This is a genomic window from Streptomyces sp. ICN903 (assembly GCF_022015835.1).
GTDB classification, from domain to species: domain Bacteria; phylum Actinomycetota; class Actinomycetes; order Streptomycetales; family Streptomycetaceae; genus Streptomyces; species Streptomyces fenghuangensis.
This window is the reverse complement of the sequence record NZ_JAKMAY010000009.1, coordinates 21583-40655: the sequence shown is the minus strand read 5'-3', so window position 1 is coordinate 40655 and position 19073 is coordinate 21583. Positions and strand designations below refer to the sequence as shown.

Annotated in this window: 18 protein-coding genes and 2 tRNA genes; 6 read left to right on the top strand and 14 right to left on the bottom strand. The window is 73.8% G+C overall.

Features of this window, described 5'->3' with window-relative positions:
* Positions 1-25 precede the first annotated feature (25 nt).
* Entirely contained in the window at positions 26-676 is a 651-nt protein-coding gene (locus L7D48_RS02085; protein WP_237876803.1) for a nucleoside/nucleotide kinase family protein, read from the top strand.
* Positions 677-720: 44 nt separating this feature from the next.
* Here L7D48_RS02085 and L7D48_RS02080 read toward each other — a convergent pair.
* The 6 genes from L7D48_RS02080 to ehuB all read right to left on the bottom strand — a co-directional run bounded on the left by L7D48_RS02080 (position 721) and on the right by ehuB (position 5151).
* Positions 721-794: transfer RNA gene (locus L7D48_RS02080), tRNA-Lys, on the bottom strand.
* Between the two features lie 153 nt (positions 795-947).
* On the bottom strand, positions 948-1673 hold the full coding sequence (locus L7D48_RS02075; RefSeq protein ID WP_237876801.1) for an IclR family transcriptional regulator C-terminal domain-containing protein: 726 nt from the start codon (positions 1671-1673) through the stop codon (positions 948-950).
* 317 nt (positions 1674-1990) lie between these two features.
* Positions 1991-2806, bottom strand: coding sequence for an ectoine/hydroxyectoine ABC transporter ATP-binding protein EhuA (gene ehuA / locus L7D48_RS02070; protein WP_279949956.1), 816 nt, complete (start codon positions 2804-2806; stop codon positions 1991-1993).
* Positions 2796-3446 carry an ectoine/hydroxyectoine ABC transporter permease subunit EhuD gene (ehuD, locus tag L7D48_RS02065; RefSeq protein WP_237876787.1) on the bottom strand — a complete coding sequence of 217 codons (651 nt, stop codon included), beginning with the start codon at positions 3444-3446 and terminating at the stop codon, positions 2796-2798. The genes ehuA and ehuD overlap by 11 nt, the downstream gene beginning before the upstream one ends.
* The gene (ehuC, locus tag L7D48_RS02060; RefSeq protein ID WP_237876785.1) at positions 3443-4198 is read right to left on the bottom strand and encodes an ectoine/hydroxyectoine ABC transporter permease subunit EhuC; all 756 of its coding nucleotides are present in this window, start codon (positions 4196-4198) and stop codon (positions 3443-3445) included. The genes ehuD and ehuC overlap by 4 nt, the downstream gene beginning before the upstream one ends.
* Entirely contained in the window at positions 4195-5151 is a 957-nt protein-coding gene (gene ehuB, locus L7D48_RS02055; protein ID WP_374490654.1) for an ectoine/hydroxyectoine ABC transporter substrate-binding protein EhuB, read from the bottom strand. The genes ehuC and ehuB overlap by 4 nt, the downstream gene beginning before the upstream one ends.
* A gap of 133 nt (positions 5152-5284) precedes the next feature.
* Between ehuB and L7D48_RS02050 the strand changes: the two genes are divergently transcribed.
* Positions 5285-5785: a DUF3830 family protein gene (locus L7D48_RS02050; protein WP_237876782.1), complete on the top strand. Its 501-nt coding sequence runs from the start codon at positions 5285-5287 to the stop codon at positions 5783-5785.
* Here L7D48_RS02050 and L7D48_RS02045 read toward each other — a convergent pair.
* Complete coding sequence (locus L7D48_RS02045) at positions 5766-7376, bottom strand: amidase (protein ID WP_237876780.1); 1611 nt, start codon at positions 7374-7376, stop codon at positions 5766-5768. The genes L7D48_RS02050 and L7D48_RS02045 overlap by 20 nt on opposite strands.
* Positions 7373-8377, bottom strand: a complete 1005-nt coding sequence (locus tag L7D48_RS02040) for a D-2-hydroxyacid dehydrogenase (RefSeq protein ID WP_237876778.1) — start codon at positions 8375-8377, stop codon at positions 7373-7375. Before L7D48_RS02040 ends, L7D48_RS02045 begins: the two co-directional genes overlap by 4 nt.
* Before the next feature lie 235 nt (positions 8378-8612).
* Between L7D48_RS02040 and L7D48_RS02035 the strand changes: the two genes are divergently transcribed.
* The 3 genes from L7D48_RS02035 (at position 8613) to L7D48_RS02025 (ending at position 11700) form a co-directional block, all read left to right on the top strand.
* Positions 8613-9566 carry a decarboxylase gene (locus L7D48_RS02035; RefSeq protein WP_237876776.1) on the top strand — a complete coding sequence of 318 codons (954 nt, stop codon included), beginning with the start codon at positions 8613-8615 and terminating at the stop codon, positions 9564-9566.
* 109 nt (positions 9567-9675) lie between these two features.
* The gene (locus L7D48_RS02030; protein ID WP_237876774.1) at positions 9676-10470 is read left to right on the top strand and encodes an aspartate/glutamate racemase family protein; all 795 of its coding nucleotides are present in this window, start codon (positions 9676-9678) and stop codon (positions 10468-10470) included.
* 75 nt (positions 10471-10545) lie between these two features.
* On the top strand, positions 10546-11700 hold the full coding sequence (locus L7D48_RS02025) for an LLM class flavin-dependent oxidoreductase (protein WP_237876772.1): 1155 nt from the start codon (positions 10546-10548) through the stop codon (positions 11698-11700).
* On the opposite strand, the gene L7D48_RS02020 is transcribed toward L7D48_RS02025, so the two are convergent.
* The gene (locus L7D48_RS02020; protein WP_374490650.1) at positions 11670-13427 is read right to left on the bottom strand and encodes a putative bifunctional diguanylate cyclase/phosphodiesterase; all 1758 of its coding nucleotides are present in this window, start codon (positions 13425-13427) and stop codon (positions 11670-11672) included. The two genes, L7D48_RS02025 and L7D48_RS02020, sit on opposite strands and share 31 nt — an antisense overlap.
* 485 nt (positions 13428-13912) lie before the next feature.
* Here L7D48_RS02020 and L7D48_RS02015 point away from each other — a divergent pair, with 485 nt between their 5' ends.
* Entirely contained in the window at positions 13913-15181 is a 1269-nt protein-coding gene (locus L7D48_RS02015) for a M6 family metalloprotease domain-containing protein (protein ID WP_237876768.1), read from the top strand.
* 96 nt (positions 15182-15277) lie between these two features.
* Here L7D48_RS02015 and L7D48_RS02010 read toward each other — a convergent pair.
* From L7D48_RS02010 to L7D48_RS01990, 5 genes are all read right to left on the bottom strand, one after another.
* Positions 15278-15351, bottom strand: a tRNA-Lys gene (locus L7D48_RS02010).
* Positions 15342-15977, bottom strand: coding sequence for a hypothetical protein (locus L7D48_RS02005; RefSeq protein WP_237876767.1), 636 nt, complete (start codon positions 15975-15977; stop codon positions 15342-15344). Before L7D48_RS02005 ends, L7D48_RS02010 begins: the two co-directional genes overlap by 10 nt.
* A 148-nt stretch (positions 15978-16125) precedes the next feature.
* A complete protein-coding gene (locus tag L7D48_RS02000; protein ID WP_237876765.1) occupies positions 16126-16488 on the bottom strand; it encodes a hypothetical protein in 363 nt (120 codons plus the stop codon).
* Positions 16489-16607: 119 nt separating this feature from the next.
* Entirely contained in the window at positions 16608-17885 is a 1278-nt protein-coding gene (locus L7D48_RS01995) for an AAA domain-containing protein (protein WP_237876797.1), read from the bottom strand.
* Between the two features lie 104 nt (positions 17886-17989).
* On the bottom strand, positions 17990-19073 hold a 1084-nt coding region (locus L7D48_RS01990; RefSeq protein ID WP_237876763.1), incomplete at its 5' end, for a hypothetical protein.

Sequence of the window (19073 nt, the reverse complement as noted above, 5' to 3'; positions counted from 1 at the left end):
GGTCCGCGGGGATAGGTTTCCGGTCATGCGAACCGGTGAGCTGATGGACCGAGCCTGGCGGCTGGCGGCCCGCGCGCGGGGCGGGCGGGCCGTGCTCGGCCTGGCGGGGCCGCCCGGCGCGGGTAAGTCCACCCTGGCCGAGGCCCTGGTGGCGGGGCTGTGCGGGCGGCACGGGGCAAACGCGGCGGCGTACGTCCCGCTGGACGGCTTCCACCTGTCCAACGCCCAGCTCGACCGGCTGGGCCTGGCCGCCCGTAAGGGCTCGCCCCCCACCTTCGACGTCCACGGGTACGCCGCCCTGCTGCGGCGCCTGGTCCTCGAACCGGACCACGACGTCTACGTGCCCGACTTCGACCGGACGCTGGACGAGCCGGTGGCGGCCCGCCACGTGGTGCGCCCCGGGGTCCGGCTGGTGGTGACGGAGGGGAACTACCTGGCCTGCGACCTGCCCGGCTGGCCGGACGCGCGCAGGTCGATCGACGAGCTGTGGTACGTGGAGGCCCCCTTGGAGGAGCGCCGCCGCAGGCTGGTGGAGCGGCAGCTGGCGGGGGGCCGTACCGCCGGGGAGGCCGGGGAGTGGGTCCGGTCCAACGACATGCCCAACGCGGAGATCGTGGAGGCGTCGAGGACGTCCGCGTGCGTGGAGCTGTCGTTCCACTGGTCGGGACGCGAATGAGGATAAGGGCCCCTCGCGCGAGGCGAGGAGCCCTTCTCCTTCCGTACGCCGCCAGGGACTCGAACCCCGGACCCGCTGATTAAGAGTCAGCTGCTCTAACCAACTGAGCTAGCGGCGCATGCGGGCAGCGACTCCGGTGATGCCGTGGAGATCCCGGCGATCTCGTGGAGCGCGCTGTCGGGAACCATACTACCCGCTCCCCGCGGTGCTCCCGACCACGCCCGGACGCGCGCCCCCGGGCCGTGCGCCCCGGCCACGCGCCCGGCGCGTCTCACAGGGACAGCGGGAGCAGCACCCCGGCGGCCTGCTCGCTCAGCGCCTCGGCGGCCCGCCGCAGCCGGTGGGTCTCCTCGACCGGCAGGCACACCCCCAGGGAGCCGACGGCCGATCCCGCGGTCACCGGCACGGCCGCGCAGACCGAGCCGACCGCGTACTCCTGCAGGTCCAGGACCGGAACGGTCGGCGGATGCCGTTCCAGGACACTCAGCAGCACCCGCTCGTCGGTGATCGTGCGCGGGGTCAGCCGGACGGCCCGGTGCCGGGACAGGTGGTCCCGGCGCGCGTCGTGGTCGAGCTGGCCGAGCAGGCACTTGCCGAGCGCGGTGGCGTGCCCGGCCAGGCGGAAGTCCGGCCGCTCACGGGGGGCGGGGTGGCGCGGGCCGTCGGCGTATCCGACGATCTCCACCTCGCCGTCGCGGTAGCGGCCGAGGTAGACCGCCGCGCCGATGGAGTCGCGCAGCCGGGCCAGCGTCCGCCGCAGCCGCTCGCGCAGTGCCCGCTCCCGGCCACCGGCGCCCGCGCCGCCGAGCAGAACCAGCTCCCGGCCCGCCACGTACGAGCCGTCGCCGAGGCGCTCGACGTACCCCTCGCGCAGCAGTGTCCGCAGCAGGCCGGCCAGGCGTGCGGGCGGCAGCCCCGTCCGGGCGGCCAGCCGCGCCTCGTCCACACCGCCGTGGCCGCCCGCGACCGCCTCCAGGGCGCGCAGGGCGTGCCGCACCGTGGGAGGGCGGACGAAGCCGGGCGCGGAGTGCGGGGGCTGTGCGGACGCGCGGTGCTCCTGGCCCGGGCGGTGCTCCGGGAGCGGTTCGGGGCAGGGGTCCCCGGGTGAGTGCAGCAGTGTCACGGTGCCCCCTCGGGCGGGTGACCGCTCGCGGTGCGACACCCGCCCGGGGGTCACCGGGTCTTCGGGTGCGGGGCGGCCGGCGGCCGTACGCCGTCCCCGCACAGAACACTGGCCCCCCGCCCGCTCCCCGAAACATGTTCGAAGGCGGGCGGGAGGGCAGGGCGCGGCGGCGCGCCCTCGAAGGATCCTCCTCAGAGGATCGCGCTCAGGAACTCCCTGGTGCGCTCGTGGTCGGGGTCGTTGAAGATCTTCTCCGGCGGACCGGACTCGATCACCTTGCCCTCGTTGAACATCAGCACGTCGTCGGAGATGTCGCGGGCGAAGTTCATCTCGTGGGTGACCACCAGCATGGTGATGTCGGTGGTGTGCGCGATGTCCCGCAGGACGTCCAGCACCCCGGCGACCAGCTCCGGGTCGAGCGCGGAGGTGACCTCGTCCAGGAGCAGCACCTTCGGGCGCATGGCCAGCGCGCGGGCGATGGCCACACGCTGCTGCTGGCCGCCGGAGAGCTGGGTGGGGTACTTGTCGATGTGCTCGGTCAGCCCCACCAGCTCCAGCAGCTCGCGCGCCCGCTGCTCGGCCTCGTCCTTGCCCATGCCCAGCACGTGGACGGGTGCCTCGGTGATGTTGCGCAGCACCTTCATGTTGGGGAAGAGGTTGAACTGCTGGAAGACCATGCCGATCTTCTTGCGCACCTCACGGGTGTGCTTCTCGCCCGCGGGGACGAGCCTGCCGCCCTTCTCCTCGTGGGTGAGGTAGTCGCCGTCGACGGTGATGGTGCCCTCGTCGGGCCTGAGCAGGGTCATCAGCAGCCGCAGGATCGTGGTCTTGCCCGATCCGGAGGGGCCGATGAGGGTGACGTGCTTCCCGGCGGAGACGTCGAACTCCAGCTGGTCCAGGACGACGTGGTCGCCGAAGCGCTTGGTCACCTTGTCGAAGCGGATCAGTTCGCGGCCGTCCGCGGCGGTACTCGTGGTGGCGTTCTCACGCGGGGTGTCAGCGGACAAGACGACGCTCCAGGACTCGGATGAGGAGGGAAGCCGGGTAGGCGATGAGGATGAAGGCGATGCCGACGACGGTGATCGGCTCCAGGAACCGGAAGGTCTCGGAGCCGTAGGCGCGTGCCTCGCCGAGCATCTCGAAGGCGCCGATGATCGCGATCAGCGGCGAGTCCTTCAGCATGGCGATGACGTAGTTGCCCAGCGCGGGCACCACGCGGCGGATCGCCTGCGGCAGGATCACGGCCGTCCAGGTGCGCACCGGCGGCAGGCTGAGCGCGGTGGCCGCCTCCCACTGCCCCTTGGGCACACCGTCGATGCCGGCCCGGTAGACCTCGGCGGTGTAGGTCGAGTAGTGCAGGCCGAGGCCGATCACACCCGTCGTCAGCGGGGACATGGCCGGCCCCCACTCGGGCACCACGTAGAAGAGGAAGAACAGCTGCACCAGCAGCGGGGTGTTGCGGATGAACTCGGTGACCGCGGTCACCGGCGTCCGGACCCACACCTTGGAGGAGCGCTGCGCGACGGCCCACACCAGACCGAGGGTGAAGGCCAGCAGGGACCCCAGCACCAGCGCCTGGAGGGTGACGAGCACCCCGTCCCAGAAGCGCGGCATGAAGTCCTCGACGACGTTCCAGTCCCAGTTCACTGATTACCCCCCGGGGTGCCCGCGGCGGCCGTCCCGGTGACGGGGTCGGCGGTCTTCGTCCGGCGGCGCAGGCCGCCCAGCAGCCCGCCGCCCGGCGGCGGCGCCTGCCCGATCCCGGCCTTGGCCCTCCGCTCCACCAGCCGCATGACGCGGGTGATGAGGAAGGCGAGCACGAAGTACATCACCAGCAGGAGTGTGTAGATCGGCGCGCTCTCGTTGGTGGTGAAGCGGATCAGGTTCGCCGCGAAGGTCATGTCGGCCACGCTGATGACCGAGACCAGCGCGGTGCCCTTCAGCAGCTCGATGGCGAGGTTGTTGAAGGGCGGGACCATCTCCGGCCACGCCTGGGGCAGTTCGATGCGCCGCAGCCGCTGCATACGGGTGAAGCTCAGCGCGATGCCCGCCTCGCGCTGGGCGGGGGAGACCGCCGCCAGCGCGCCGCGTACGACCTCCGAACCGTACGCGCCGTAGGTCAGGCCCAGCGCCAGTACACCCGCCCACATCGGGACGAGCTGCCAGCCGAAGGCGATCGGCAGGGCGAAGAACAGCCAGAACATGAACACCAGCGCCGAGGCTCCGCGGAAGATCTCGAAGTAGGCGCCGGACAGGAAGCGGACGATCCACAGCGGTGAGGACCGCAGGATCCCGACGGCGAAGGAGACGGCCGCGGCCAGCGCGGCGCTGTACACCGTCACCTGGATGGTGATCCAGATGCCGGGCAGCATGTAGGACTCCCAAAGGCCCCAGGTCATGATGCGCACAGCTCCTTCGCGGTCAGGTCGGTCATCTCGTCCTCGGTGAAACCGAAGGGCCGCATGATCTCCAGCAGCTCACCGCTCTCCTTGAGCTTGCGCAGTTCCCGGTTGAACGCGTCGCGCAGCACGGTGGCGCTCGGCCGGAAGGCGAAGCCGCCCGCGCCGATCGCCGGCTCGCCGTCCACCATGGGCTGGAAGGGCTCGGTGGACTCGGCCCGGTTGCTGCCCTCCGTCACCTGGCGGACGGTCAGCGAGGTGCCGGCGAAGACGTCGGCGCGGCCCTGCTCGACGGCCGCCAGTCCGGCGACCTGGTCGGGCAGGATCAGCATCTCGTCGCGGGGGACGCCGGCCGCGACCGCGTAGTCGATCTCGGCGTACGCGGTGCCGGTGGCCATCCTGGCGCCGGTGCGGACGATGTCCTCGTAATCGTTCAGCCCTTTCGGGTTGCCCTTGGGGACGATGAACGCGTCGAGCATCACGTACTCGGGATCGGCGAAGATCACCTGTTCGCAGCGCTGGGGATTGATGTACATGCCCGCGGAGACCACATCGAACTGCTGCGAGCGGAGTCCCGGAATCAGCGAACCGAACTCGGTCGGAACGGGGACGACGTTCTCCACCCCCAGCCGATTGAAGATGACCTTCGCGATCTCCGGCGCCTCACCGGTCAACTCGCCCTGGTCGTTGATGTACCCGTAGGGGACCTCGCCGGCGATGCCCACCCGCACGGTGTTCTGGGCGCGGATGCGCTCCAGCAGGTTGCCCTCGCCGGCCTTCCCGGCGTCGGGCACCCGGCTGCATCCGGCCACGCCGATCGTGCCCGCCGCGCCCAGCGCGCCCAGGCCCGCCAGCATCGCGCGGCGGCTTATCCCCCGGACGGGTCTCGTCCGGTCACCGAGGCTGTCGCCTGTGCCTGATTTTCCTGTCTCGTTCCCTTGTGGTGGAGCCATGGGCGCGCCACTACCCCGATCAACGAAAAATATGCCCGCCGTTTCCAGCCCTTGATGCGGCCGTTGCGGTGTTGACGGCCGGGCCCGGCCGCTGCGTCAGTATTGGGAGGGAAATCGACGGACAGGAGCCGAAATGGCAGACCGTTTCATCGAAGTATCACTCGACAAGCGGGGGGTGAGCTGCACGGCGAAACTGCTCGACGACCGCGCGCCCATCACCTGCGAGGCGGTGTGGAACGCCCTTCCGCTGGGCGGCGACGTCTACCACGCCAAGTACGCGCGCAACGAGATCTACACACTCCTGCCCACGTTCGCCCCGGCCGAGCCGCCGCTGGAGAACCCCACCATCACGCCCATCCCCGGCGACCTGTGCTACTTCACCTTCACCGATGTCCAGCTCGGCACCTCCTCCTACGGCTACGAGGCGGAGGCGGGGCACCGGGGCAGGCCGACCGTGGTGGACCTGGCCCTGTTCTACGAGCGCAACAACCTGCTGATCAACGGTGACGCCGGCTGGGTCCCCGGGATCGTGTGGGGGGCGGTGGTGGACGGGCTGGACCGGATGGCCGACGCCTGCCAGGACCTGTGGCGGGCCGGGGCCCTGGGCGAGAGTCTCAGCTTCCGGCGGGCCTAGGCGCCGGGCCGGACACGGTGCCGGACACGGTGCCGGCCGCAGAACCGGAAGCCGGGCCGGAGCCGGAAGCCGGGCCGGAGCCGGAAACCGGGCCGGACGCGAGCGCCGGGGGCGGCGGAACGTCGGCGGCCCCCGCCTCGTACAGCGCGTGCGCGGCGCGCAGTACCAGCGCGTCCGCGTGCCGCGCGCCCACCAGCTGCACCCCGATCGGCAGCCCGCCGCCGTCCACCCCGCAGGGCAGGGACGCCGCGGGCTGCTGGGTCATGTTGAACGGGTAGGTGAACGGCGTCCAGCCCGTCCAGCGGGCGTACGGCGAGCCCGGCGGCACCTCGCCGCCCAGCTCGAAGGCGGTGACCGGCAGCGTCGGGGTGACCAGCAGGTCGTACTCCGTGTGGAAGGCGCCCATCAGCCGGCCCATCGACATCCGCACGTCCACCGCCGCCAGGTACTCCAGCGCGCTGCGGGCCGCGCCCTGCTCGCACACCTCCCGCAGGCCCGGGTCCAGCAGCGCGCGCCGCCCGGGGTCCAGATGCTGGGTCACCCGGGCTGCGCCGCTGAACCACAGGGTGTGGAAGGCCTCCAGGCAGTCGGGCAGGCCCGGGTCGCGCTCCTCCACCCGCGCGCCCAGCCCCTCCAGCGCCTCCACGGCCCGCCGCACCGCCGCCGCGACCTCGCGGTCCACCTCCGCCCGGCCGCCGAGGTCGGGGGAGTACGCCACCCGCAGGCCGGCGACCCCGCCGTCCAGGCCGTCGCGGAAACTGCCCGGCACCGGCCCGAGCTGCGACCAGTCGCGGGCGTCCGGGCCGGTGATCACGTCCATCAGCAGCGCCGCGTCCCGCGCGTCACGGGTCATCGGACCGACGTGCGCGAGCGTCCCGTAGGCGCTGGCCGGGTACAGCGGCACCCGCCCGTACGTCGGCTTCAGCGCGAAGACCCCGCAGAAGGAGGCCGGGATGCGCACCGAACCGCCGCCGTCGGTGCCCAGGCTCAGCGGTCCGGCCCCCAGTGCCACCGCCGCCGCGCTGCCGCCGCTGGAACCGCCCGCGGTGCGCCCCGGGGCGTACGGGTTTCCCGTCGCGCCGTGCCGCGGGCTGTCGGTGACGCCCTTCCAGCCGAACTCCGGGGTCGTCGTCTTGCCCGTGAGCACCGCCCCGTGCTCGCGCAGCCGCGCCACCGAGGGGGCGTCCTCCTCCCAGGGAGCGTCGGCGGAGACCGTCCACGAGCCGCGCAGCGTCGGACCGCCGCGCAGCAGCAGGATGTCCTTCACCGACACCGGAACCCCGTCCAGCAGGCCGGCCGGCTCCCCGCGCCGCCACCGGTCGGCGGACCGCCGCGCCTGCTCCATCGCCGCCTCGGCGTCGATCCGGACGAACGCGTTCACCGCCGGCTGGATGTGCTCGGACCGCTCCAGCACGGCGCGGGCCACCTCCACGGGGGTGAACTCCCCGCGGGCGTAACCCTCCACCAGCCGGGCGGCGGTCAGGTCCGTGAGGCCGCCCGGGTCCGAGGTGCCGCCCGGGTCCGCGGGGCCGTTCGGGCGGGTCGGGCCGGTGAGGCCGGTGGGGCCGGCCGGGTCGGTGGTGCCGGTCATGGCGCGCTCCTGTCCGGGACGTAGCCGAGCTTCTTGTCCACGACGTTGAACAGGGGCTCGCCCGCCGTCCAACGGTCGAAGTTGTCGCAGAACTGCCGGGCGAGGTCATCGCGCCAGCCGACGGTGTCGCCGCTCATGTGCGGCGAGACCAGCAGGCCGGGGACGTCCCACAGCGGGCTGTCGGAGGGCAGCGGCTCGTCGGTGAAGACGTCCAGCGCAGCCGCCGCGATCCGGTGCGAGAGCAGCGCCTCGACCAGGTCCTCCTGCACCACGTGGGCGCCGCGTCCGACGTTGACGAAACGGGCCGTCGGCTTCATCCGGGCGAAGGCGGCGGCGTCGAACATCCCGGTGGTCGACTCGGTCAGGGGCGCCGCGCACACGACCCAGTCGGCCGAGGGGAGGAGGGCGTCGAGTGTTCCGCTGGCGTGAATTCGGCCGAATTCCGGATCCGCGGGCCGTTCCCTGCGCCCCACGAGTTCCACTCCGACACCCAGTGCCATAAGTGTGCGGCCGATTGCCCTGCCGATTGGCCCCGAACCTACGACAATCGCGTGAGTTCCGGCCAGCCGCATTGTCTCCCGGTGCCGCCAGCGCCGCTGCCGCTGCAATTCCCAACTGCCGTGGAAATCCTTGGCCAAAGCCAGGACGAGACCTGCCACGTATTCGGCGATGGGCTGGTCGAAGACCCCCCGCGCATTGGTGATCACCGTTTCGGAGCCGACCAGTTCCGGACAGCCCAGCAGCCGGTCGACCCCGGCGCTCGCGGTGTGCACCCAGCCCGGCCGCGGGCCCGGGCCGGGCCAGGCGCGGCGTACGGCGTCGGAGGTGAAATCCCAGACCAGCAGTGCGTCCACGGCCGGCAGCAGGGCGGCCAGGGAAGCCTCGTCGGCGTACTCCACCCGGGCGCGCCCCGACAGGCGCTCCAGGTTCGGCCGGTCGCCGCCGGGGACGCCGAGGACACCGAGAGTGGGGACACCGGCCGGAACAGTCGTTTCTGACATGGGCGGAAAACCGTTTCGCAACGAGGGGGCAACGAGGGAGGAGAAGTATTGGGTCCGGCGCGAGGAGATCCGGAGCACCGTACGGACGCACGGATGGACGGAAGGATTGACCACGGTAGGGACCTGTAACTACCTTCGTCAACGAAGGCATCTGTCCCGGCGTCCCGGCTCTCTCGCGCCGGTTTTTCCTCCGTCAACGGCCCTTGGCCGCCCCTACCCTCTTCAAGGGGTGCTCATGGATGTCTCGTTCCTCGGCGGTCCGCATCCGCAGCGCGGAGTCGGTGTCGTCGCCCCCTTCGACTTCGCGCTCGACCGCGAACTGTGGCGGTGGATCCCCGACGACGTCTCCCTCCATCTGACCCGCACTCCGTTCGTACCCGTCGAGGTGAGCCTGGACCTGGCCAGGCTCGTCAGCGAGCACGAGACGCTGCGGGAGGCCGTCCAGGCGCTGTGCGCGGTGGCGCCGGAAGTGGTGGCGTACGCCTGCACCTCCGGCTCCTTCGTGGGCGGCACGGTCGGGGAGCGGGCCATGTGCGCGGCCATGGAACTCTCCGGAGAGGTCCCCTCCCTCACCACCTCGGGCGCCCTGCTGGAGGCGCTGGAGGAGCTCGGCGTGCGGCGGGTCGCCGTCGTCACCCCGTACACCAGGTCGGTGACCGACTCCCTGGAGGCCTTCCTGGGCGAGGCCGGGATCGAGGTCACCGGCCGCAGCTACCTGGGGCTGACGCGGGAGATCTGGCGGGTGCCGTACCGGGACGTGGTGGACATGGCCCGCGGGGCCGTGGTGGACGCGCCCGACGCGCTGTTCATCAGCTGCACCAACCTGCCGACCTACGACGTGATCCCGCAGCTGGAGGCGGAGCTGCGGATGCCGGTGCTCTCCGCCAACCAGGTGACCGTCTGGTCGGCGCTGCGCCGCATCGGCAAGGACGCGGTCGGCCCCTACCAGGCGCTGCTCGACCCCGTGGCCCGGCGCGGCCCGGCGTCCATGTCGTCCCTGCCGCCGGGGCCGCCCGTGCCGCCCCTGCACCCGGATGGAGCAACGGAGTTGGGGACTCCCGCGGGAGTGCCCGGACCATCGGCCGAGCGCGAGCCGGAGCCCGCGGTGGCCGGGGCCGAACCGGATGCGGCCGAGGGCGCGGAGCCGCCGCCCTTTCCGGACGACCCGGGCGGACCGCCGCCCCTGTGACACCAAGCCGCGCCGCCGCCGTCGCGGGGACGGCGCCACCACCGGAGAAGAGACCGAGCGGGAGACCGCGCAGCGGACCGAGCAGCGGACCGAGGAAGAGGAGGACCGGATGGACCGGACGGAAGAGGCGGCGCGGGCGGAGCGGACGGCGGACGTCGTCGGCTTCCTCTACCCCGGCCACTCCGCCGAGGACGAGTACCCCCGGCTGGAGGCGATCCTCGGCGAGGCCGCGGGCTCCGTCCGGCTGCCGCTGGTCCACACCGACATCGGCGAGGACGCGCACCGCGTGGACGCACTGCTGGAGATGGGCTCCACCGCCCGCCTGGCGGCCGAGGTCGACCGGCTGCGCGAGCACGGCGCACAGGCGGTGGTGTGGGCGTGCACCAGCGCCAGCTTCGTCTTCGGCTGGGACGGGGCGCACGAGCAGGTGCGCGAGCTCTCCTCGGTCGCGGCCCTCCCCGCCTCCAGCACCTCCTTCGCCTTCGCCCACGCCGTGCGGGCACTGGGGGCCGAGCGGGTCGCCGTCGCCGCCACCTACCCGAAGGACGTGGCCGAGCACTTCAGGGCCTTCCTCAAGGCGGCGGGCGCCGAGGTGGTGTCGGTGCGCGGCGCCGGGATCATCACCGCGGCCGAGGTCGGCACCTGGGGCCGCGAGGAGGTGCTCGCGCTGGCCCGCGCGGGCGACCACCCGGACGCCCAGGCCGTCCTGCTGCCCGACACCGCCCTGCACACCGCCGCCTGGCTCCCCGAACTGGAGGCGGTGCTGGGCAAGCCGGTGCTCACCGCCAACCAGGTCACCGTCTGGGAGGGGCTGCGGCTGCTGGACCGCACGGTCTCCTGCCCGGCGCTGGGTGCGCTGTTCGACGGCCGGGCGCTCGCGGAGCCGCTGCTCCTACGGGAATAACGGGCGGTCCGTACGGGCTGTGCTCTTGCGGCGCGGACGTCCCGCGCCGCAAGCACCACGAGGAGGCGGCCCGCGATGGACCCGGTGAAGGACGCGGAGGCGAGGAACGGCGGACAGCCGGGCGGACGGAGCGGCGACCCGGTCAGGGGCACGGCGCGGGGCACCGCCCCCGTCCCGCTGTCCGTGCTCGACCTGGCCACCGTCGGCGCCGGCCGCACCGCCACCGACGCCCTGCGCACCTCCGTGGAGATCGCGAGACTGGCCGAGAGCCGGGGCTACCACCGGCTGTGGGTCGCCGAGCACCACTCCATGCCCGGGGTGGCCAGCTCCTCGCCCGCCGTCATCCTGGCCCACCTGGCGGCCCACACCGCCTCCATACGCCTGGGCTCGGGCGGGGTGATGCTGCCCAACCACGCGCCCCTGGTGATCGCCGAGCAGTTCGGCACCCTGGAGGCGCTCGCCCCGGGCCGCGTCGACCTGGGCCTGGGCCGCGCCCCCGGCACCGACGGGGCGACGGCCGCCGCGCTGCGCCGCACCGACCGGCCGCACGAGGCGGCCGACGACTTCCCGCGGCAGCTCGCCGAGCTGATCCGCTTCCTGGACGACGACTTCCCCGACGGCCACCCCTACGCCCGCATCCACGCCGTCCCCGGTCCCGTCCAGGGCCGCGTGCCCGGCGGGGTGCAGGCGGCGAACCGGCCGCCGGTGTGGCTGCTGGGCTCCTCCGGCTTCAGCGCGCAGCTCGCCGGGAGCCTGGGCCTGCCCTTCGCCTTCGCCCACCACTTCTCGGCGGCGAACACCCTCCCCGCCCTGGAGCTGTACCGCTCCTCCTTCCGTCCCTCGGAGGTGCTGGACGAGCCGTACGCCCTGATCGGCGTCTCGGCCCTGGCCGCCGACGAGGAGAGGGAGGCGCACCGCCAGGTGATGACCGGCGCGCTGTCGATGCTGCGGCTGCGCACCGGGCGTCCCGGCCTGGTGCCCACGCCCGAGGAGGCCGAGGAGTACGAGCGGGGCATGGGTGAGCTGGAGCGCGAATTCGTGCGCGGCTGGCTGGCCAACGTGGTGTACGGCACGCCGGGGCAGGTGCGCGACGGCCTCGACGCGCTGGCCGAGCGGACCGGGGCCGACGAGCTGATGATCACCTCGCAGTCGCACGGGGCGCGGGCGCGGCTGCGCAGCTACGGGTTGATCGCCGACGCCTACGGGCTGCCGTCCGACACCAGCAGCTGACTGATGCGGTCGGCCGGCACCGGCTTGGAGTAGTGCCACCCCTGGCCGGTGTCGCAGCCGATCCGCCGCAGCCGGTCGGCCTGGGCCGGGCCCTCGACGCACTCGGCGGTGACCGTCAGCCCGAGGTTGTGGGCGAGCTGCACCAGCGAGGTGACGATCGTCTCGTCGGCCGGGTTGAGGGAGCGGGCGGTGCGGAAGCCGCGGACGAACGTTCCGTCCAGCTTCAGCCCGCGCACCGGGAGCCTGCTGAGGTAGGCGAGGTTGGAGTAGCCGGTGCCGAAGTCGTCGATCGCGATGCGCACACCCATGTCGGACAGCGCCTGGAGCGCCTTGATCGGCCGTCCCGCCGAGCCCATCACCGCCGACTCGGTCAGCTCCAGCTGGAGCAGCCCCGGCGGCAGCCCCGTCTCCTCCAGGATCGCCGCGACGTCGGCCACCAGGTCCGAGTCCCACACCTGCCGCACGGCGACGTTGACGCTGACGTACAGCGGCCGGCCGGGCTGCTCCAGCTGCCAGCGCCGGGCCTGGCGGCACGATTCGGCGAGGATCCAGCGGCCCAGGGGCACGATGGCGCCGTTCTCCTCGGCCAGCCCGATGAACCGGTTGGGGGCGAGGGTGCCGAGCCTGGGGTGCCGCCAGCGCACCAGTGCCTCCACCCCGGTGAGCGTCTCGTCGTGCAGGGAGACGATCGGCTGGTACTCCAGCGTGAACTCGCCGCGCTCCAGCGCCGGACGCAGTGTGCTGGACAGCGCCTGGCGGGTCATGCGGCTGGCGTTGCGCTCGGGGTCGAAGAGCGTCCAGCGGGCCTTGCCGTCGGCCTTCGCCCAGTAGAGCGTGGTGTCCGCGGCCTGCATCAGCTCCGTGGCCGTGGTCCCGGCGGCGGGCCGCTCCACCACCCCGATGCTGGCGGAGACCGCCAGCCGCTGACCGGCCAGGTCGAACGGCTGCTGGAGGGCGGCGAGCAGCTGCTCGGCCAGCTCGGTCAGCGGCTGGGTGCCGGTGGAGGCCTCGGCGAGCAGGGCGAACTCGTCGCCGCCCAGCCGCGCCACCAGATGCCCGCCCGGCTCCGCGCACCGGCGCAGCCGGTCGGCGACCGCGTCCAGCAGCCGGTCGCCGACCCGGTGGCCGAGGGTGTCGTTGACGGCCTTGAAGCCGTCCAGGTCCAGGTAGCACAGCCCGATCCGGCCGGTGGTGGACTCGGCGAGCGCGGTGGACAGCCGGTCGAAGAACAGGGACCGGTTGGGCAGCCCGGTGACCGGGTCGTGCATCTGCAGATGGCGCAGCCGCTCCTGGAGGTCGCACCGCTCGCTGATGTCGGCGACCGACAGCAGGGCGGCGCCGCGCCGCCGCCCGGGCGGTGCGGCCGGTCCGCCGGTGGGGACCACGGTGACCCTGGCCCACACCGAGCGGCCGTCGCCGTGCTTGAGGCGGCGGGTGCAGCTCATGGAGTCGCTGCGTCCCTCCAGCACGGCCTGGCACTCGTCGCGGGTCCGGTCGTCGATGCCGAGTCCGGTCAGGGAGGCGACGGGGGTGCCGGACAGTTCTGCGGCGGGAGAGCCCAGCAGCTGCCCGAGCGCGTGGTTGGCGGCCAGGACGCGCCCCTCGCCGTCGATCACCGCCATCGCCAGACCGGCGGCCTCGAAGGCGGTGCGGTAGTCCGCCGGGTGGAGGGGAGGGCCGGGGGGCGCGGATGCCCGGGGGCCCGCGGGATCGTCACTCTCGGTCACGATGGGCGTCGTCGTGCCCGGACTGTCACCCGGTTTCCTGCCCGGTCCGTCGAGTGGTCCATTCACCGGTCGCTCCCGCGGGGGACTCGTCTCGTGTAGGTGGCCCGGGCGGCGGGCCGGTGGTCGTCGTGGGGGGTGTCCGCCCTGGAAATGTGCCGATCATAGAGGCTTATCGGGCGGCCGAGCCAGTGTCGCGCGGAGTGTTCCGGATCCGTGCGGCGGACTCCTGGGACGCATTTTCGAGCGGCTGATCGTTCCTGCGCGGCAACTTTCCGCAGGCGACCGATGATGACCGGTTGTTACGCACGGTGATCCTGTGGGGTCTCACTCGTACGGCGTAGCGGAACGGGGCACGCGGGCACAGGAAGGCACACAGTGGGTGCCGTGCCCCTCCCCGGGGGCGCCGTGCCCCGACACCACCGCGGGAGGACGATGTGCGGCTTACGCGCAGGGCCGAATGGACCGGAGGGGGACGGAGCGAGCCCGTGCCCCGGCCGGGCGGCTCCTGGCCGGGCCCCCGCTCCCGCAGGACCGGAGCGGTGCTCACGGCGTTCTCCGCGCTGGTCGGCACGAGCCTGGTCACCGGGCCGGTCGCCGTCGCGGCGGGCGCCGACTCCTGCGCCCTGGAACGCACCGCACTCCACCACTCCGAGGGCCTGGACACCTGGCACCCGGCCTACCCCCGCCCCCTGGGGGAGCTCGACGCGCTGATGGTCTTCCTCTCCTTCCCCGAGGCCCGGCCCGCCGCCTCCCCCCGCGGGCTCGCCGCCGACTACTTCCCGGAGACCTCGGACTTCTTCGAGCGGGCCTCCTACGGGAAGTTCACGCTGCGCCCGCACGTGACACCCCGCTGGCTGGAGATGGCGGCCGACTCGCGGGCCTACGGGATACAGCGCGACTGGGAGCCGGACCTGCGCGGCGCCTACCTCCACGACGCGGTCGCCGCGGCCGACCCGCACGTGGACTTCGGCGACTACGACATCGTCTACCTCGTCGCCGACCCCGACGCGCCGGGCGTGAACTCCGACGCCACCAAGGTCGTCAACCTCGACGAGCCGATCACCGTGGACGGCACCGAGCTGCACCGGGTCGTGACGGTCTTCGAGAAGCAGCCGCCGGACCGCAACGTCCTCGCCCACGAGACCCTGCACATCTTCGACCTGCCCGACCTCTACCACCAGCCCGAGGACGAGGACGGCGACTGGGACACCCACGTCGGCGACTGGGACATCATGGGCAGCCAGTTCGGGCTCTCCCCGGAACTCTTCGGCTGGCACAAGTGGAAGCTGGGCTGGCTGGACGGCGGCCGGGTCGACTGCCGGGCCGAGTCCGGCACCAGCCGGCACACCCTGCGGGCGGTCGCCTCCCCGGACGGCGACGGGCCGGCCGGCGGGTCCGACACCCGGCTGGTCGCGGTCCGCACGGGCCGCGGCGAGGTGCTGGCGATCGAGGCGAGGGAGCCCGGCGGCAACGACGTCACCTCCTGCACCAGCGGCGTACTGGTCTACCGGGTGCGCAACGACGTCCCCTCGGCGCAGGGCCCCGTCAAGGTGGTCGACGGCCACCCCGGCACCGGGGCGTGCCACCGCCTCTCGGTGTACCCGCCGCTGGCCGACGCGCCGCTGGGCCCGGGAGATGCCGTGGAGGTGGACGCGGAAGCGGGCACCGTGCGCGTGGAGGTCGTGGACCGCACCGAGCGGGGCTGGCGGGTGGAGGTCACCGTCAGCGGAGTGCCGGGCCCGGGGACGGTGTGAGCGGGGTGGTGCGAGCGGGGCCGCCCCGCCCCCGTCCGGCCCGCGCACGGGAAAACCGGAAGGCCTCCGCTTCCGCGGAGGCCTTCCGGCTGCCTGTACGCCGCCAGGGACTCGAACCCCGGACCCGCTGATTAAGAGTCAGCTGCTCTAACCAACTGAGCTAGCGGCGCCTGTTGACGTGGTAAACCTTAGCACCCTGGTCCGAGGGAGCGGAAATCGGTTGATCACGGCCGCCGGCGAGCCCCCGGCCGCCCTCGCGGACGGCACGCACACAGGCCCACAGCAGCGCCTCGGCACCCGGCAGCCAGGGCTTCCGGACATCCGGGGCGACCAGCCAGCGGGTGGTGGGCGGACAGCCTTCGCCGGGCACCGGCGGAGGAACGGTCACGGCGTCGCCGAGGCCGTAGCACAGAAGCGGAGGGATCGTTTCCGCACTGCCGTCCGCGCCGGTGCCGCCGGTGCCGCCCGTGTCCGCCGGAGCGGACGAGCCCCGCCACTCCCGCCAGCGCAGCAGGGCCGGCAGCCGCTGGGCGGTGCCGGGCTCGGCGAACAGCAGCATCCGGCCCGCGTGGAGCGCCACCGGGCCGGTGCCCGGCCCCGCGGTCCACAGCCGGTCCAGCATCCGGCGGCCGAACAGCGTGCCGGCGCTGACCACGTCGAAGGCGGTGCCGCAGGGCAGGGTGCTCGGGGCGCCCGGGCGTCCGGCCCACAGGGCGTGGACGCTGCGCGGGAAGGCGCTGGAGGAGGCGAGCCACTCGGCTCCGGCAGGGGTCACATAGGCGGCGGGATCGCTCATGCCCACAACATCTACCGGCAACCTGTGTACCGCCCCTGGAAATCCGCGAAAACGGGACGCGGCGCGGCGGAGTCCGGTATCTTCCGCGCCCGCATATGCCGCGGGCCTAGCCGTGACCACCGCCCCGGCCGCCGTGACCACCGCGCCGTCACTCCGGCGTGCGGTCCCTCATCAGCTCGCGGCCGAACTCGATCATCTTGCGGGCGTAGTCGGCCGTCCACTCGGCCCGGTCCGCGATCGCCTCGTCCGGCAGCCGGTCGAAGCGCCCGGGGTCGGCGAGCTGCGCCGCCGCCATGGCCTGGAACTCCATGGCCCGGTCCGCCGCCGCGCGGAAGGCCAGGGCCAGCTCGGTGGCGCGGCCCAGCAGCTCGCGCGGATCCTCGATGGACTCCAGGTCGAAGAAGTGCTCGGGGTCCGAGGCGGCGTCCGGTGGCTCGAAGAGCAGCGGCGCGGGGCGCCGATGGCGCGGCTCACCGCCGCGCCGTTCCGGAGCCGGGTTCGGCTCGGGCATGGAGATACCTCCGTCGGTCGTGGGCAGCGTTCCATTGTCCACCCTCGTGCCCGCCCGGCGCGGGGCCGAGCCGGACGGCCCTCCCGGTCGGCCCCTCCCGGCGGCCCCGGACGAGCCGCTCACCAGGCCACGGTGTGCTCCGCCAGATGGGCCAGGACCGCGTGGTTGGCCTCCCAGCCGTCAGGGAACTTGACCGTGACCCCGAGCTGGACCGGCTCGGTCGAGGGGTACTCGTCCAGCAGCTCGGGAACGCCCGCCCGGCACACCACCACACAGGCGTGCCGGTGGCGCGAGGCCAGCACGCACAGGCGCCCCGTCTCCAGGTGGAAGGCCGTGGCGTCCGGGCGGCCCGACAGCGGGTGGAGCACCACCGTCACATCGAACTCGCGGCCCTGGAGCCGGTTGGCGGTGTCCACCGCGACGTCCGTCACACCCAGGGAGGCCAGCGCGGCGCGGACGGCCGCCGCCTGGTCGCGGTGGGCGGTGCCCACCGCGATCCGCTCCGCCGTCACCGGGTCGGGCTCCGAGGAGCGCTCGCCGAACGCCGCGCCGCGGCGGTCCAGCAGCCGCCGTACCACCGCCGCCACGGCCGCGACCGCCTCCGGGTCGGTACGCGGGGTGTGGCGGGCGGGCAGCTCCAGCAACCCCCACCCGGAGCCGGCCGCCTCGTCCAGCACCCGGTCCACGCCGGATCCGTCGGAGGGCAGCGCGAACTCCAGCCGCCGCTCGCCCGGTCCGGTGCCGCTGCGGAACGGGGTGTAGGGGTAGAACGCCCTCGACACCAGCGGCGCGGCCGAGGCGGGCAGCCGCCAGGAGACCGGCAGCCGGTGCACGGGCAGGTCCGGATTGTGCGCCAGCAGCGTGGTCACGGCGCTGGCCGACGGGTCGTACGACAGCCCCGCCCACTGCTCGGCGCCGACCTGGCTGAACGGGTCGAGCTGACCGGGGTCGCCCACGAACAGCGCCCGCTCGAACAGCCCGGCCACCGACAGCAGCGCGTCGGAACGCATCTGGTACGCCTCGTCCACGATGGCCTGCTCCCATGGTCCGGCGCCTTTGACGTGGGCCCACTTGGCGGCCGTGGAGACCACCACGTCCAGCCCGGCCAGATCCGCGGCCTTCGAGGACTTCACCACCGACGGGTGGCGGTCCAGCACCGGGGCGTACGGCTGCGCCTCGCTGCTGTGCAGCCGGCCCACCGGCAGCTCCGGCTCGGCGGTCGCCAGCCGGTCCACCAGATCGTCGACCTGGGCGTTGGTCTGGGCGACGATCATCAGCGGGCGGCCCGCGGCGGCCAGCTCCCGGGCGGCGCGCACCACCAGCGTGGTCTTGCCGGCGCCGGGCGGCGAGTCCACGACCACACCGCGGTGGGCGCCGGAGAGGACGTCGCGCAGGATCGCGCCGGTCGCCTCGGCGGCGGCCGAGCCCGGGTCGGGCGCGGCCGCGTTCCCGGTCGCGGAGCCGGTGGAGGAGCCGGCGGGGGAGCCGGCCGGGGTGCCGTTCACAGCAGGTCCTCCGGCGTCACGGGGTCGGGCGCGTCCAGGGCGTCGGGGTCGGGCGGGCCGCCGTGCGTCCACGGCGTCTCCTCCGGGTCCGGCAGGTCCGGTCCGCCGCGCGGCGCGTGCTCGAACAGCGTCCAGCACACCGTCTCGCCCACCTCCGGCACCGAACCCGCCTCCGGCTCCCTGCCGCGGCCCATGCCGCCGGTCAGCCGTACCGTCAGCAGCCCCGGCGCGGGGGCCGCGGCGAACGTCCCCGGCTGCGACTTCCCGCTCTCCAGGGCCCGGTACAGCCGCTCTCTCCCCTCCAGGTGCGGCCGGTCGCCGGTGCGGACGGTGACCAGTGGGCGCGGCATCGGGCGCTTCCCCGACGAGTACGCCATCTCCACCTCGGCCACCTCGCCCTCGAACGCCTCCCCGGCCATCCGCCGCTGAGCCATCACCAGAGGGTCGTCCAGCGCCTCCTGGGCGGCCAGTTCGGCCTGGGCCGTCTCCCGCGCGGCGAGCTTGCGGGCCGCCGTCACCGCGTCGTCGCGCCTGGGCTGCGGCGGCTCGCCGGCGCGCACCCGGTCGCGGTGGGCGGTGTAGGACCAGCGGTCACGCTTCCAGCGGTCGGCGACGTGCGCGCCCGGCGGCAGCGCGCGCAGCAGGTCCAGGCCCTGCCACACCGCGTCCCAGGTGGGCCGCAGCTGGGAGGCGACCAGTTCGCGGATCTCCGCCTCGGCGCCGGGCAGCCCCGCGTCGTACCGCGCGACGGCCGGGGCCAGGCGGCGGTTGTCGAAGGCCGGGTCGGTGGCCGGGCCCGCGGGCGGGGTGAGCAGCAGCCCGTCGCGGTCGCGGGCCAGCTCGGCGCGGAGGGCTGCCTCCGCGCCCGACTCGCCCTCCCCGGCGGTGATCCAGGCCAGCAGGGCGCCCAGGTGCTGGTCCTCCAGACGGCTCTGGCCCGTGGCCCAGTGGCGGCCCAGCACCTCGGTGACGGCCAGCAGCAGCGAGGAGCCGGGCACCCGGGCCCGCTCCCCGTAGTGCGTCAGCCACCGCCCCAGCAGCGGCAGCCGGGGCGGGGCGGGGTGGGCGGCCCGCGGGTCC

Excerpts from the sequence above, each read along its gene's own strand:
- L7D48_RS02000 (WP_237876765.1), bottom strand. The coding sequence starts at position 16,488 with ATGCCCGAGCCGAACCCGGCTCCGGAACGGCGCGGCGGTGAGCCGCGC.
- L7D48_RS02035 (WP_237876776.1), top strand. The coding sequence starts at position 8,613 with ATGGATGTCTCGTTCCTCGGCGGTCCGCATCCGCAGCGCGGAGTCGGT.
- L7D48_RS02085 (WP_237876803.1), top strand. The coding sequence starts at position 26 with ATGCGAACCGGTGAGCTGATGGACCGAGCCTGGCGGCTGGCGGCCCGC.
- L7D48_RS02050 (WP_237876782.1), top strand. The coding sequence starts at position 5,285 with ATGGCAGACCGTTTCATCGAAGTATCACTCGACAAGCGGGGGGTGAGC.
- L7D48_RS02040 (WP_237876778.1), bottom strand. The coding sequence starts at position 8,377 with ATGTCAGAAACGACTGTTCCGGCCGGTGTCCCCACTCTCGGTGTCCTC.
- ehuC (WP_237876785.1), bottom strand. The coding sequence starts at position 4,198 with ATGACCTGGGGCCTTTGGGAGTCCTACATGCTGCCCGGCATCTGGATC.
- L7D48_RS02025 (WP_237876772.1), top strand. The coding sequence starts at position 10,546 with ATGGACCCGGTGAAGGACGCGGAGGCGAGGAACGGCGGACAGCCGGGC.
- L7D48_RS02030 (WP_237876774.1), top strand. The coding sequence starts at position 9,676 with ATGGACCGGACGGAAGAGGCGGCGCGGGCGGAGCGGACGGCGGACGTC.
- L7D48_RS02045 (WP_237876780.1), bottom strand. The coding sequence starts at position 7,376 with ATGACCGGCACCACCGACCCGGCCGGCCCCACCGGCCTCACCGGCCCG.
- L7D48_RS02005 (WP_237876767.1), bottom strand. The coding sequence starts at position 15,977 with ATGAGCGATCCCGCCGCCTATGTGACCCCTGCCGGAGCCGAGTGGCTC.
- ehuB (WP_374490654.1), bottom strand. The coding sequence starts at position 5,151 with ATGGCTCCACCACAAGGGAACGAGACAGGAAAATCAGGCACAGGCGAC.